Source organism: Achromobacter deleyi (genome assembly GCF_902859705.1).
In the GTDB taxonomy this organism is placed as follows: domain Bacteria; phylum Pseudomonadota; class Gammaproteobacteria; order Burkholderiales; family Burkholderiaceae_B; genus Achromobacter; species Achromobacter deleyi.
Genome location: NZ_CADIJO010000018.1, coordinates 89,096 through 102,935 on the forward strand (window position 1 = coordinate 89,096; position 13,840 = coordinate 102,935).

A 13,840-nucleotide genomic window follows, 5' to 3' on the forward strand; every position below is an offset into this window, starting at 1 on the left:
GCCTGGCGCAGGCGCCAGGCCTCGTAACCTGCCATGACCGCCGGATCAATGACCGCCGGATCAATGGCCGAGGGATTATTCGGCGTCGGCCGCCTTGCGCGGGCGACGGGCGCGCGTGGCCGTCTTGCGGGCGGGCTTGGCCGCGGGTTCGGCGACGGGTTCCGGCGCAGACGCCTCCGCCTGCTTTGACGCCCCCGCGGACGTACGACGGCCGGACTTCGCGGCACGCGCAGGCTTGCGGCCGGCAGCCGGGGCGGATTCTGTCGCGGCCGGCTCAGTGCCGGCCGGCGTCGACGCAGGTTCGCTCGCGTGACGGGAAGGCGCCGCTTGCGCAGCGGCGGGTTCCGCGGCAGGCGCGGTCCCAGCCGAGACTGGGGCCGACGCCGCGGAGGATGCGGCCGAGTCCGCACCGGAAGTCGCCGCGTTCCGACCGCTTTTCGCCGCCGCACGGCCGCCGCGCGACCCGCGCCGGCTCTTGTTGTCGACCTGCGGCGCCGCGTCGGGCGACGACGACGTCGACGGCTCCTCGAAGGGTGATTCGCTGCTTGCCGGCGCGGAGAACGGTGCTGCGGGCATCGATTGCGCCGCATCCACTTCGAACGCCTGCGACGGCGCGGCGGTAGGTTCTACGCCCCACAGCGGCAACGCCACGGGTTCATCGCCCTCGCGGCCCGGTTCATGACGCCCCGAGGCGCGGCCCGCCCCCCCACGACCACCGCGGCCACCCGACGCGTCCGGATGCTTGCGGCCGCCGCGTGCATTGCGGGCCGGCTTGGCATCGGCCTCGTCAGCGGCAGAAACCTCTGCCTGACTGTCTTGCCCCGACGTCGACGCCAAGGCGCGCACGCCGGGCTTGCCACCCGTGCGCGCCTGGCCGCCGCCCGCGTTGTCGCGATACACGTAGGTGCCCGATTTCTCTTCGCGGCCTACTTCCAGGAAACCGCGCGACTGGGCTTCGTCCAGCAGGTTGCCGAAGGCGCGAAAGCCGTAGTAGGACTCGTTGAAATCCGGCCGGCGGCGCTTGAGCGCGTCTTTCAGGGCGGACGCCCAGACCTTGCCGCTGTCGCCGCGCTCGGCCATCAGGGCTTCGAACGTCTCGACCACCATGTCCACCGCCTGCGTCTTGCGGGCTTCCAGCTCTTCCTTGCGACGACGTTCTTCGTCCGGCGAACGGCGCTGGGTGGGATTGGCCGCGCCGCGATTGTCGCGGCGGGCGTCGGCGGCGCGCTGGCCTTCGCGGGCCAGGTCGTCATAGAAAATGAATTCGTCGCAGTTGGCGATCAACAGGTCCGAGGTGGATTGCTTGACGCCCACCCCGATCACCTTCTTGTTGTTCTCGCGCAGCTTGGACACCAGGGGCGAGAAATCGGAATCGCCGCTGATGATGACGAAGGTGTTGACGTGCGACTTGGTGTAGCAGAAGTCCAGTGCGTCCACGACCAGCCGGATGTCGGCCGAATTCTTGCCCGATTGGCGCACGTGGGGAATTTCGATGAGCTCGAAATTGGCCTCGTGCATGGGCGCCTTGAATTCCTTGTAGCGTTCCCAGTCGCAATAGGCCTTCTTGACCACGATGCTGCCCTTGAGCAGCAGGCGCTCGAGCACCGGGCGGATATCGAACTTCTGGTACTTCGTGTCGCGCACGCCAAGCGCCACGTTCTCGAAGTCGCAAAAAAGCGCCATGCTGACGTTATCGTTGGCTGCATTCATGTTTTTCTCCGTTGCTGCGGCAACCCGGGGCCCTGCTTGCACACTTCCAGGACCCACGGCGTTCGGCCGCGATATGTCGCCCATGATATACATATCCGCTCCCCCACCCCGGACCCCGACGCCCCCGCCGCCATGCCCGACGCCGCCGCGCTGCCCACGCTTGCCACCGAACGCCTGATCCTGCCGCCGCTTGGGCTGGACGACGCACCGGCCATCCAGCGCATCTTTCCGCAATGGGAAGTGGTGCGCTACCTGGCGGACCAGGTGCCCTGGCCCTACCCGGCGGACGGCGCGCGCACCTATGTGGAACAGGTGGCGCTGCCGGCGATGCGGCGCGGCGTGCAGTGGCATTGGTCGCTGCGCACGCGCGCCGAACCCGATCGCCTGATCGGCCTCATCAGCCTGATGCAGGACGACCCCGGCAACAACCGCGGCTTCTGGCTGGACCCGGACTTTCGCGGCCACGGTTACATGACCGAGGCCAGCGAAGTGGTCACCGGCTATTGGTTCGACGTGCTGGACCAGCCGGTGCTGCGGGCGCCCAAGGCCATCGCCAACGATGGCTCGCGCAACCTGTCGCGGCGCACCGGCATGCGCCTGGTGGCCACGGAAGAACGCGGCTTTGTCTCGGGCCGCATGCAGGCCGAAGTGTGGGAAATCACCCGCGACGAATGGCGGGCGCGGCGGCAACAGGCCGCCCGTTCGGCCGGGCCGGCGCAGTGACGGCGGCCGATCCCTCTTTCATCCGCCCTTAATCCGCCCCTATTTTTCTTCCGTGACGCGCCCTGGCGCGTCTCCCTGGTTTTCTTGCGCGACGCGCCCCGGCGCGCACCCTGACAGGCGGTTTAAGCCGGCGCTTACCGCCCCTTTCGCCCCGTTTTCTTCCCGATTGGCCGGCCCGGTCCGTGGCTAGAATTTGCCACCATCCGGCATTCCGTGAACGGAATGCCTTCGCTATCGGGCAAGATCCATGAATCCGTCTACCGTCATCGGCGCCGTCGTCGGCCTGCTTACCCTGGTTATCGTCGTCGCGCTGGCCGCCACCGACCCGGGCCTGTATTTCAACCTGCCGGGCCTGGCCATCGTGCTGGGCGGCACCTGCGCCGCGCTGTTCATCGCCTACCCGCTGTCCGAAGTGATGCGGGTGTTCAAGCTGGTGGTGACGGTATTCCGCAACGACCAGCACGACCAGCAGCGCGACATCGAAGAACTGGTGTCGATGGCGCAGCTGTGGATGAACACGGACGTGCACAAGGTCGAGCAGGAACTGAAAAAGGTCACCAACCCGTTCCTGCGCACCGGCGTGCAGCTCATCATCGACAACACGCCGGAAGACCAGATCATCGAACTGCTGCAGTGGCGCGTGTCGCGGCTGCGGGCCCGTGAAATGGCCGAGGCGCAGATGTTCCGCGTGATGGCCACGTTTGCCCCCGCCTTCGGCATGCTGGGCACGCTGATCGGCCTGATCAACCTGATGGCGGTGCTGGGCGACGGCAGCATGACGATGATCGGCCAGCAGCTGGCCATCGGCCTGATGACGACTTTCTACGGCATTTTGCTCGCCAACCTGGTCTGCAAGCCCATCGCCGTGAAGCTGGAACGCCGTACCGCGCGCCGCGTGGAATCCATGAACATGGTGCTGCAAGGCATCGCCATGATGTGCGAGAAGCGCGGCCCGGCCGTGGTGCGCGAAACGCTCAATTCGTTCGTGATGCACGTCGAAGACGAAATCTACGACGGCGGGGCCTCGGCCCCGCGCGCCAAGACCGAAGGCCAGGTCGCCGCGGCCGCAGCCAAGCCCGTTTCCATTACCCGCCCCGCCGCCGCGCGCCAATGAGCCTGATTTCCCCTTCCCTGGCGCAGCGGATCGAGCAGGCCCGCCAGGCCCAGATGCGCGCGCAGAAGGCGGCGGCCAATAGCGGCTGGCGCCCGACCAAGAGCGAGCGCAAGGACCGCTATGCCCGCTGGCACGTCGAGGAAACGGTCGAGCAGGACGCCGAAAACTGGCTGCTGAGCTACCTGGACCTGATCACCCTGCTGCTGGCCATGCTGGTGGTGCTGCTGGCGGTGTCGCGCCTGCACGGCGGCTTTTACGAAGCCGGCGACAAGCAGGTGGACCTGGTCGGCACCCTGGCGACCAAGGGCCTGCCGACCTATGACGGCGAGTATTCCGAATTCGATGCGGTCGCCATTCCGGCCAGCTGGGCCGAACCGCCCGCCCCCGTCGCCACGGCGGCTGCCGAGAACGCCGAACCGCCGGCCGACGGCGTCGTGGTGGCCGAGGCCGCCAAGCCGCTGAAGGCTCCATCCAAGGAATCGCTGGGCCTGGGCGACCTGGGCAAGTCGGTCGACGTCATCATCAACGAGCAATCGGTGAGCTTTCGGATCAGCAACGAACTGCTGTTTCCGTCGGGCCAGGCCACGCTCAGCCCGGCCGGGCTGGACGTGATCAAGCGCCTGGCCGTGATCCTGAACAAGAACGCCTACCAGGTGTCGGTGGAAGGCCACAGCGACCCCGTGCCGATCCAGACGCGCCAGTTCGCCTCGAACTGGGAACTGTCCAGCAGCCGCGCCACCAGCGTGCTGCGCGAACTGGTGCGCGACGGCGTGGCCGGCAGCCGTCTGCGCGCGGTGGGCTATGCCGAAACGCGTCCGATCGAGTCCAACGACACCCCCGCAGGCCGGGCGGCCAATCGGCGGGTGGAACTGATCATGGACATCACCGCGCCGGCCAAGCCCGCCCAGGGCGAGGCCAAGGCGGGCGATGGCAAGGCCGTGAACAAGACCGCGGCGGCCGCCAAGCCCGGCGACTCCTGATCCTGGCGCTTCGGCCTGGTCTGCAACAACCGGCTTCGGCCGGTTTTATTTCGCCCGTGCAAACGCTTGCTCGGCCTGCCGCAAACCGCTGTAATCTGGCGGCCTGCCCCCTTCGAAAACGCGCGCCGGGCGCCGTTCACCAGGAAGAAACCATGCCGTACATGCTGCTGATAGTCGAACCGACGGGCCAACGCGCCGAGCGCACGCCGGACGAGGGCCGCGAGGCCTACGCGCAGATGCTGCGCTATGCCGAAGGCCTGCAATCGCGCGGACTGCTGAAAGCCGCCGAATCGCTCAAGTCCGATGCCGACGGCGTACGGCTGCAAGTGCGCGGCGGTCAGCGCACGCTGGTCGACGGCCCGTTCGCCGAAGCCAAGGAAATGATCGGCGGCTTTTTCCTCTTGACCACCGACAGCCGCGACGAAGCCTTGAAGCTGGCGGCCGAGTGCCCGGCCGCCCAGTGGGCCACGGTCGAAGTGCGGGAACTGGGGCCCTGTTTCCTGTAATCGTCCGACCGGCCGTTGGCAGCAACAGGCCAGCAGCCGACCCATCGACTAGGTATTTACCCTGAATTCGTGATGCCGCTGTCGATTTGGCCCTGCGCCATGCGTCGTGCCGGTACAAGCCCCAAAACTGGGGCCTTGCCATCGACACCAGGAGACTGCAATGCGATTCATGATCATCGTGCGCGCCACGTCCGACAGCGAAGCCGGCGTGCTGCCGGATGCCAGCCTGCTAGCCGCCATGGGCGCCTACCACGAAGCCCTGGCCAAGGCCGGCGTGCTGCTGGATGCCAACGGCCTGCGCCCCTCGTCGGCGGGGTGGCGCATCCAGTACGACAGCAAGGGCCAACGCAAGGTCGTGGACGGCCCCTTTGCCGACACCAAGGAACTGGTGGCCGGCTACACCCTGATCCAGGTGCGCTCGCGCGAAGAAGCGCTGCAATGGACGCTGCGCTTTCCCGAGCCGTTCCCCGACCAGCCCTGCGAAATCGAAGTGCGCCAGCTGTACGAACTGGATGACCTGGGCGCCGGCGAGGCCATCGAGCGCTTTCGCGCCCTGCCCGGCAACGGCCGTTGATTTGCCGTTGATTCACCGCTGATCCCCTCTGTTACCGCCAACCCGAGGCACGCCATGCACAAACAGATCTTCGTCAACCTGCCCATCAATGACATGCAGAAGTCGCAGGCTTTTTTCAAGAGCCTGGGCTTTACCTTCAATCCGCAATTCACCAACGACCAGGGCGCCTGCATGGTCGTCAGCGACGACATCTACGTCATGCTGCTGGTCAAGCCCTTCTTCCAGGGCTTTACCGGCAAGCCCATCGCCGACGCCACCCAAAGCACCGAAATGCTGATCGCGCTGTCCTGCGAAAGCCGTGCCGAGGTCGATGACCTGGTGGCCCGCGCCAAGGCCGCGGGCGCCACCGTGCCGCGCCAGCCGCAAGACCATGGCTTCATGTACGGCCACGGCTTTGACGATCTGGACGGCCACATCTGGGAAGTGTTCTACATGGTGCCGGGCGAGACCCCGCAGGCATGACCCCGCCGGACGCCGCCGCCACGCACCGCGCCATCGAGGCCGTCTGGCGCATCGAGGCCGCCAGCGTCATTGCCGGCGTGGCGCGCCTGGTGCGCGACGTCGGGCTGGCCGAAGAACTGGCCCAGGACGCGCTGGTGGCCGCGCTGGAGCGCTGGCCAACCAGCGGCGTGCCGGACAACCCCGGAGCGTGGCTCATGACCACCGCCAAAAACCGCGCCCGCGACCGCCTGCGGCTGGACGCCATCCACCACCGCAAGCACGAGCAGATCGGGCACGAACTCGAAGCCTTGCAGGCCGACGTCGAGCCCGATTTCGTCGACGCGCTGGACGCGGCGCGCCAGGACGACATCGGCGACGACCTGCTGCGGCTGGTGTTCACGGCCTGCCACCCGGTGCTGTCCACCGAGGCGCGGGTGGCGCTGACGCTGCGCCTGTTGGGCGGGCTGTCCACCGCCGAGATCGCACGCGCGTTCCTGGCATCGGAATCCACCATCGCGCAGCGCATCGTGCGGGCCAAGCGCAGCCTGACCGCGGCCGGCGTGCCGTTCGAGGTGCCGGGTCCGCAGGAACGCGCGCCGCGCCTGGCCTCGGTGCTGGAAGTGATCTACCTGATCTTCAACGAGGGCTATGCCGCCACGTCGGGGCAAGACTGGATGCGCCCGGCGCTGTGCGACGAAGCCCTACGGCTGGGCCGCATCCTGGCCCAGCTCGCGCCGTTGGAAAGCGAAGTGCACGGGCTGGTGGCGCTGATGGAATTGCAGGCCTCGCGGCTGCATGCCCGCAGCGACGCCCAGGGCCGCCCGGTGCTGCTGCTGGAACAGGATCGGGGCCGCTGGGACACGCTGCTGATCCGCCGCGGCCTGGCGGCGCTGGCGCGGGCCGAAGACCTGGGCGGCGCAGATGGGCCTTATGCGTTGCAGGCCGGCCTGGCCGCCTGCCATGCGCGGGCGCGGCAGGCCGCCGACACCGACTGGCCGCGCATCGTGGGGCTGTACGACCGGCTGTTGCGCGCCCAGCCATCACCGGTGGTGGAACTGAACCGCGCCGTGGCCGTCGGCATGGCGTTCGGCCCGCAGGCCGGGCTGGACCTGGCCGATGCCCTGGCCCAGGACCCGACGCTGGCCAACTACCATTGGCTGCCCAGCGTGCGCGGCGACCTGCTGGCCAAGCTGGGCCGGCGCGCCGAGGCGGCCGTGGAATTCGAGCGCGCGGCCGGCATGACCCAGAACGCCCGCGAACGCGAGATGCTGCTGGCGCGGCTGGCAGCCATGCAGGATGGCAATCATGTTTAAATTCCCGCATGGCTTCCCTGTTGCCTCCCCCTCGCGGCGCTGCCGCGCCCGCTGAACCAATCATCGCGGGCGTACCGCAGGCGTTCGACCACCCCAACGACCGCGCCGAATTCCGCCGCCAGGCGCACCGGCCCGGCGTCGAGCTGTACCGCGCCCACATCATCCGCCACGCGTTCGAACCGCATACGCACGAAGCCTTTGGCCTGGGCGCGATCGAAACCGGCGTAGAACGCTTTCGCTACCGCGGCGCCGAGCACCTGGCCCCGTCCGGGTCGGTGGTGCTGATGAACCCCGACGAACTGCACACCGGCCAGGCCGAGACCGAGGGCGGCTGGCGCTACCGCATGGCCTACATCGACCCCGCCGTGGTCGCACGGGTCACCGGCGAAGCCGACTGGTGGTTCGACTGCGCCGTGGGCCACGATGCCGCCAGCGCGCAACGCGTCACCGCCTTGCTCGATGCCTTGTGGCAGGCGCGTGAACCGCTGGCGTTCGACAGCGCCCTGTATGCGCTGCTGGCGGAATTTCGCCGCCACGCCCGCGTGCCCAGGCCCTTGCAGGCGGCCGCCGCGCCGCGCTTTGCCCGCGTCATCGACTACCTGCGCGCCAATCTGTCGCGGCGCCTGACGCTGGAAGAACTGGCCGAGGTCGCCGGGCTGAGCCCCTTCCATTTCCTGCGCAGTTTCCAGGCGCAGCACCACGCCACGCCGCAGCAGATGCTGATGGCGCTGCGCCTGTTCGAGGCCAAGCGCCTGCTGGCCGCGGGCGAAACCCCGGCGCTGGCCGCCGGCCTGACCGACCAGGCCCACCTGACGCGTGCGTTCACCCGCCGCTATGGGGTGACGCCGGGGCGGTATCAGAAGCAGGTGCGGGCCTAGCCGGCCCAGCGCAGCAATCTCATACAAGATTGCCCCCGCCCGTATCGCTAGACTGCCCGTCTGTATTGAATCTGCGATGGGAGTGTCTATGTGGGCAGGAACGATGTACGCCCTGGCGGCCGGCCTGATGTGGGGGCTGGTGTTCGTCGGCCCGCTGCTGCTGCCTGAATACCCCGCCGCCCTGCAATCGGTGGCGCGCTACCTGGCGTTCGGCCTGATCGCGCTGCCGCTGGCCTGGCTGGACCGCAAGGCGCTGCGCCAGCTGACGCGCGCCGACTGGATCGAAGCGCTGAAGCTGGCGGCGATTGGCAACCTGCTCTATTACCTGTGCCTGGCCAGCGCCATCCAGCGCGCCGGCGGCCCGGTGCCCACCATGATCATCGGCACGCTGCCCGTGGTGATCGCCATCTGCGCCAACCTGCGCAACGCGCGGCGCGACGGCCGGCTGCCCTGGAAGCGGCTGGCGCCATCGCTGGCGCTGATCGCGCTGGGCATCGGCTGCGTCAACCAGGTGGAATTGCAGGCGCTGCGCCAGGAAGCCGACGCGGACCTGTCGCGCTACGCCATCGGCGCCGTGCTGGCGCTGGGCGCGGTGGCCTGCTGGACCTGGTATCCCTTGCGCAACGCCGACTGGCTGCGCGACCACCCCGGCCGCAGCCCGCGCACCTGGGCCACCGCCCAGGGCGTGGCGACGCTGCCGCTGGCGCTGGCCGGCTACGGCCTGCTATGGGGCGGCATGGCCGCCACCGGCAGCGGTTTCGCCATGCCGCTGGGGCCGCGGCCCGAGGTGTTCCTGGGCTTGATGATCATCATCGGGTTGTTCTCGTCGTGGCTGGGCACGCTGTGCTGGAACGAGGCCAGCCAGCGCCTGCCCACCGCCCTGGCCGGGCAGTTGATCGTGTTCGAGACGCTGGCGGCGCTGGCCTATGCCTTCATCCTGCGCGGCAGCATGCCGCAGCCGCTGACGCTTGTGGGTATCGCGCTGCTGGTGATCGGGGTGCTGCGCGCGGTGCGGGTCAAGCCCGAGGCCGTGCCCGCGGCGGCGTGACGAGTGTCGTCACTGCGGCGACGTAGCTGCGGTGACGTCACGACGGTGACCGTACGAGATCAGATGATGTCCGTCAGCCGTTGCAAGTCATCGATGACCTCGAACGCGCCTTCGTCCAACAGGCGCTGGCGCTGGTCCGGCCCGTTGTGCGAGGCGCCGACGTAGCCCACCGCCCGCATGCGCGCGGCCCGGGCGGCACGCACGCCGGGCACGCTGTCTTCGACCACCACGCAGTCCAGGATGGCGGCGCGCATCTGGCGCGCGGCGAACAGAAACACATCGGGCGCGGGCTTGCCGTGCGCCACCTGCGCCGTGCTGAAGACATGGGGCGCGAATTCCTCCCACAGGCCGACCAGCTTGAGCGCGGCTTCCAGCTTGGGCGGGGTGCTGCTGGAGGCCACGCAGTATTCGATGCCGCGCTCGCGCAGCGCGGCCAGGGTCTCGCGCACGCCGGGCAGCGCACGCAGTTCTTGGCGGAAGGTGTCTTGCAGCCGATCGGCGTAGGCGCGCGGAAAGTCTTCGGGCAGCACGCGCGCGTTTTCGTCTTGCAGCGTCTGCCACATGTCGGCGTCGGGGATGCCGGCAAAACGCCGGGCCGCCTCTTGCGGGGTGATCGCAATGCCGTGTTCGGCCAGCGCGCGCGACTGGGCGCGCGCGGCAATGATTTCGCTATCGATCAGGACACCGTCGCAATCGAAGATGACCAGGCGCGGGGCAGGCGAGGAAGACATGGCGGCTCCAGGGAAGACGAGCTTGCATGATAGGCCTGACGCGTGACAGCTGCACGTGCGTGCGGCGTGGCGCGCGGCCGCCGCCATGATTTCCCCGCCGTTATCGCCCCGAGCTATCGTCCCGCCGCCATGACGCCGTCCGCCCCCTTGCGCCGAGGATTCTGCCTGCGCCTACAGCCCGGCCCCGCCCAGCCGGCGCAATCGCCACGCGATGAACACGCCGCCCAGCGCCGCGGCCGCGACGATCAGCGAGGCCTGCGCCCAGCCATAGCGGTCGATCACCCCGCCCACCGTGACCGGGCCGATCACCTGGCCCAGGTTGCTGCCCATCATCACCAGCCCGACGGCCGAGGCCGTCAGCGCCGGCCGCGGCGCCACCAGCGGCGCGGTGCCCAGCAGCGTGGCCGGGATCAGCCCGCCCACCGCCGAAAACAGCACGCACAGGAGAAAGGTCGGCATCGCCGGAAACACCGACCGGAAGATCAGCAGCGCCACCACGCCCATCGCCACGCTGGCGCAGGCGATAAGGGTCGACCGCCGCCAGCCGCGCGACAGCAGCACGCCCGCCCCCAGGTTGCCGATGATGTTGGCGGCGCTGGCTGCCGCGCTGTACAGGCCAGCGGTGGCCAGCGGCAGGCCCAGCTTGTCCATCAGCAGCACCGGCAGGAAGGTGAACAGCGCAAAGAACATCAGGCTGTAGAGCGTGAACGAGGCGGCCAGCAGCATCGGCCCGGCGGCACCCAGGGTGTCGGTGGTGTCCTGGCGCAGGCCGGCCCACGACAGGCCTTTGCCGCCCGGCGTGGCCGGCGCCAGCGCGGCCACGCAGGCCAGCGCCACCAGCACCGCGGCCCCGGCGCACCACCAATAGGCATGCCAGTCGCCAAACGCCTGCGAGGCCAGCATGGCCACGGCCATGCCGGTGGGCATGTAGCAGCTCCAGAGCGCAAAGGCCAGGTCGCGGCTGGAGGGCAGCACGATGCGCTGCAAGGCTGCCGGCCCGGCCACCGTGATCAGCAGGAAGCCCAGGCCTTCGACCACGCGCGTGGCCAGCAACACGCCATAGCCCGGCGCCAGCGCGCCCGCCGCCGTGCCCAGCGCGGTGGCCAGCAGGCCGCACAACAGCATGCGACGCGCGCCGAACCGCGCGATGATGCCGCCCGCCGCAATGCCGCCCAGCACGCCCAGAATCGAGAACACGGCCGTCAGCGTGCCGATGGACGCCAGGTCCAGCCCCAGATCGCGGCGCAAGAGCGGCGCCGCGATGATCACCTTGCCCACCTGCAACGACGCCACGACGCCTGCGCCCACGATCGCCAGCACCGCGCCCCAGCGCGTACCTGCCGGCTGGCCGGCCTGCGCCGTGCCTTCTGCCTTGTCCATCCTTGCCTCTCCTCGCTTGGCGAAGCCGCCAGCATGCCGGGTGGAACCGATTCTGATAAGTGATAATCTTTTGATGAAACCGATCTAAAAAACAGATCAAGCCGCCCGATGATAGACGCCCTGACCCTGGACCAGCTACGCGTGTTTGCCGCCGTCGCCGACACCGGCAGTTTCCGCGCCGCCGCGCGGCAGTTGGCGCGGGTGCAATCGGCCGTCAGCCACGCCATTGCCAACATGGAAGCGCAGTTGGGCGTGCCGTTGTTCGACCGCACCGGCCACCGCCCCGTCATGACGCCCGAAGGCCAGGCCTTGCTGGCCAATGCGCGCGACATCCTGCTGCGCGTGGATGCCATGCGGGCCCGCGCCCAGGGGCTGGGTGAAGGGGTCGAACTGGAACTGTCGCTGGTGGTGGATACGCTGTATCCCATTGCCCAGGTGGGCGCGGCGCTGAACCGGCTGCGCGCGGTCTATCCGTCGGTGGCCACGCGCGTGGCCGTGCTGCCGCTGGGCGGGCCGATTGCCGCGCTGCTGGCCGGCGGCCACCAATTGGGCATCGTGGCGGGCGAGCATTTCCGCCATCCGCGCATTGCCTTGCAGGCACTGTCGTCGGTGCAGATGGTGGCGGTGGTGGGCGCCGGCCATGCGCTGGCCGCACACGTGGCCGATGGCAAGCCGCTGGCCGCGCCTGACCTGGCCGACCACGTGCAGGTGGTGCAGACCGATCCGTCCACGCTCAGCGACGGCCGCGACTTCGCCGTGCTGTCGCCGCAGACCTGCCGGGTCAGCGGGCAGGACACCAAGCATGCGTTGATCCTGGCCGGCGTGGGCTGGGGCCGGCTGCCGCTGTGGCTGGTGGAACGCGACCTGGCCGAAGGCCGCCTGCTGCGCCTGCCCACCGGCAGCCTGGGACGCGGCAGCCAGGTGGCGACCGAGGTCTACCTGGCGCACCGGATCGACCAGCCCTTGGGGCCGGCGGCACGCACCCTGGCCGCGGCGCTGGCGGCGGCTTGACCGCGCCGCGCCGCAAGGCCGTTCAGCGCTGGCAGCGCTTCATCAGGTACTTCGGCGATTCCTCGTAGCCCTGGCGGTAATAGAAGCGGTGCGCGTCCACGCGCCGCTCGTGGCAATGCACTTCGATGCGGTCGCAGCCGCGCCCCACCGCCAACGATGCCGCCGCCTCTTCCAGCGCCCGGCCCACGCCGCTGCCGCGCGCCGAATCGCTGACGCAGAAATAGGTGATGCGGCAGAAGTCGCCCGGCAAGGCCAACTGCACCATGAAGTGCAGGCCGATGAATCCCAGCAGCCGGCCGCCGTCCTCGGCCACCAGCAGTTCGGCATCGCGATGGCCCAGCAGGCGCTCGATTTTCTCGGGCACGAACGCCTGCGTGCCGGGGTAGCCCAATTGGGCCAGCAGTTCAACGATGTCGGCGCTGTCGCCGACCTCTGCATTGCGGATGATCATGTTGCCTCGCCGAAAAACGGGATGCTAGAGCGGCGTCATGTCGGCGCGATGACCGAGCACGGCCCGCGACCGCGGGGCGCGGCCAGGGCTGTCATCGCGCCGCAACATGTCGAACAGCGCCTGGACGGCCGGGGCGTCCCTGGCCTGATCCGACGCGGCCAGCGCGAAGCGCCGCTGCACGGGCGCCGCCAGCGGCAGCACACGCAGGCCCCGGCGGTTCTCGGGCAGCGTCAGTTCGGGCACCAGCGCCACGCCGACGTTGTCGCGCACCAGCGCAAAGGCGCTGGACCATTCCATGACCCGGGCGCGCACGTCGGCCAGCGCCAGCCCGGCGTCGGCGGCCACGCTGCCCGCATGCGCCGTGCAGCCCCCGGTGGCCAGCACAAAGGGCTGCGCCGCCAGTTGCGCCAAGGGCACCGACGCGCCCAGCGCCAGCGGGTGCGCCGCCGGCAGCACCGCCACCCAGTCGTCCGCGCCCAGGGGGCAGGCGCCGCGCCGGGCCGGCGGATTCAGCACCACGCCCACGTCCACCGTGCCGGCGGCCAGCAGGTCTTCGACCTCGCTGTCGCTGGCTTCCAGCGCAATCACCTCGATGCCCGGGTGCAATTGGCGAAAACGCCGCAACACCGGCGGCAGGATGGTCGAGAACACCATCGGAAAACTGGCCAGCCGCAGCACGCCGCCGGCCGTGCCCGTGGCCGCGCGCGCCAGCGTCTGGATGCGGCCCAGCGATTCCAGCATGGCGCGCGCTTCCTGCGCCACCCGCAGGCCCAGCGCCGTGGGCACGCTTTGGCGGCGTTCGCGCGTGAACAACGGCGCACCCAGTTGCTGCTCAAGCTGGGCGATGGCCTGGCTGGCGCCGGACTGCGTCATGCCCACCTGGCGCGCGGCATGCGTGATGTTGCCGGCGTCGGCCACCGCCAGCAGCAGGCGCCAATGGATCAGGTTCATCATGGCATCAGTTCAGCTTATGTCTGGTT

At 69.3% G+C, this 13,840-nt stretch carries 15 protein-coding genes; 10 read left to right on the plus strand and 5 right to left on the minus strand.

Annotated elements, in window-relative coordinates; genetic code table 11:
- Positions 1–75: 75 nt before the first annotated feature.
- On the minus strand, positions 76–1,710 hold the full coding sequence (locus HV798_RS22855) for an NYN domain-containing protein (protein WP_175216563.1): 1,635 nt from the start codon (positions 1,708–1,710) through the stop codon (positions 76–78).
- 132 nt (positions 1,711–1,842) lie between these two features.
- On the opposite strand from HV798_RS22855, the gene HV798_RS22860 reads away from it, so the two are divergent.
- The 9 genes from HV798_RS22860 (at position 1,843) to HV798_RS22900 (ending at position 9,287) form a co-directional block, all read left to right on the plus strand.
- Positions 1,843–2,433, plus strand: coding sequence for a GNAT family N-acetyltransferase (locus HV798_RS22860; RefSeq protein ID WP_175216564.1), 591 nt, complete (start codon positions 1,843–1,845; stop codon positions 2,431–2,433).
- Between the two features lie 247 nt (positions 2,434–2,680).
- The gene (locus tag HV798_RS22865; RefSeq protein ID WP_025138331.1) at positions 2,681–3,547 is read left to right on the plus strand and encodes a motility protein A; all 867 of its coding nucleotides are present in this window, start codon (positions 2,681–2,683) and stop codon (positions 3,545–3,547) included.
- On the plus strand, positions 3,544–4,527 hold the full coding sequence (locus HV798_RS22870; protein WP_175216565.1) for an OmpA family protein: 984 nt from the start codon (positions 3,544–3,546) through the stop codon (positions 4,525–4,527). The genes HV798_RS22865 and HV798_RS22870 overlap by 4 nt, the downstream gene beginning before the upstream one ends.
- Positions 4,528–4,679: 152 nt before the next feature.
- Positions 4,680–5,033, plus strand: a complete 354-nt coding sequence (locus tag HV798_RS22875; RefSeq protein WP_025138327.1) for a YciI family protein — start codon at positions 4,680–4,682, stop codon at positions 5,031–5,033.
- A 160-nt stretch (positions 5,034–5,193) separates the two neighbouring features.
- The gene (locus HV798_RS22880) at positions 5,194–5,607 is read left to right on the plus strand and encodes a YciI family protein (RefSeq protein WP_025138326.1); all 414 of its coding nucleotides are present in this window, start codon (positions 5,194–5,196) and stop codon (positions 5,605–5,607) included.
- Positions 5,608–5,661: 54 nt separating this feature from the next.
- Positions 5,662–6,069, plus strand: a complete 408-nt coding sequence (locus tag HV798_RS22885) for a VOC family protein (RefSeq protein ID WP_025138325.1) — start codon at positions 5,662–5,664, stop codon at positions 6,067–6,069.
- Entirely contained in the window at positions 6,066–7,361 is a 1,296-nt protein-coding gene (locus HV798_RS22890; RefSeq protein ID WP_175216566.1) for an RNA polymerase sigma factor, read from the plus strand. The genes HV798_RS22885 and HV798_RS22890 overlap by 4 nt, the downstream gene beginning before the upstream one ends.
- Before the next feature lie 8 nt (positions 7,362–7,369).
- Positions 7,370–8,239, plus strand: a complete 870-nt coding sequence (locus tag HV798_RS22895) for an AraC family transcriptional regulator (RefSeq protein ID WP_246289065.1) — start codon at positions 7,370–7,372, stop codon at positions 8,237–8,239.
- Positions 8,240–8,327: 88 nt separating this feature from the next.
- Complete coding sequence (locus HV798_RS22900) at positions 8,328–9,287, plus strand: DMT family transporter (RefSeq protein WP_025138321.1); 960 nt, start codon at positions 8,328–8,330, stop codon at positions 9,285–9,287.
- Positions 9,288–9,346: 59 nt separating this feature from the next.
- On the opposite strand, the gene HV798_RS22905 is transcribed toward HV798_RS22900, so the two are convergent.
- Together HV798_RS22905 and HV798_RS22910 are read right to left on the minus strand one after the other, a co-directional pair.
- Positions 9,347–10,018, minus strand: coding sequence for an HAD family hydrolase (locus HV798_RS22905; RefSeq protein WP_175195176.1), 672 nt, complete (start codon positions 10,016–10,018; stop codon positions 9,347–9,349).
- Between the two features lie 171 nt (positions 10,019–10,189).
- Complete coding sequence (locus HV798_RS22910; RefSeq protein ID WP_175195174.1) at positions 10,190–11,398, minus strand: MFS transporter; 1,209 nt, start codon at positions 11,396–11,398, stop codon at positions 10,190–10,192.
- 108 nt (positions 11,399–11,506) lie between these two features.
- Here HV798_RS22910 and HV798_RS22915 point away from each other — a divergent pair, with 108 nt between their 5' ends.
- Positions 11,507–12,409, plus strand: coding sequence for a LysR family transcriptional regulator (locus HV798_RS22915; RefSeq protein WP_175195172.1), 903 nt, complete (start codon positions 11,507–11,509; stop codon positions 12,407–12,409).
- Between the two features lie 22 nt (positions 12,410–12,431).
- Here HV798_RS22915 and HV798_RS22920 read toward each other — a convergent pair whose 3' ends face one another.
- A complete protein-coding gene (locus HV798_RS22920; protein WP_025138317.1) occupies positions 12,432–12,860 on the minus strand; it encodes a GNAT family N-acetyltransferase in 429 nt (142 codons plus the stop codon).
- Positions 12,861–12,884: 24 nt separating this feature from the next.
- Positions 12,885–13,814: a LysR family transcriptional regulator gene (locus HV798_RS22925; protein ID WP_175195169.1), complete on the minus strand. Its 930-nt coding sequence runs from the start codon at positions 13,812–13,814 to the stop codon at positions 12,885–12,887.
- Positions 13,815–13,840 lie beyond the last annotated feature (26 nt).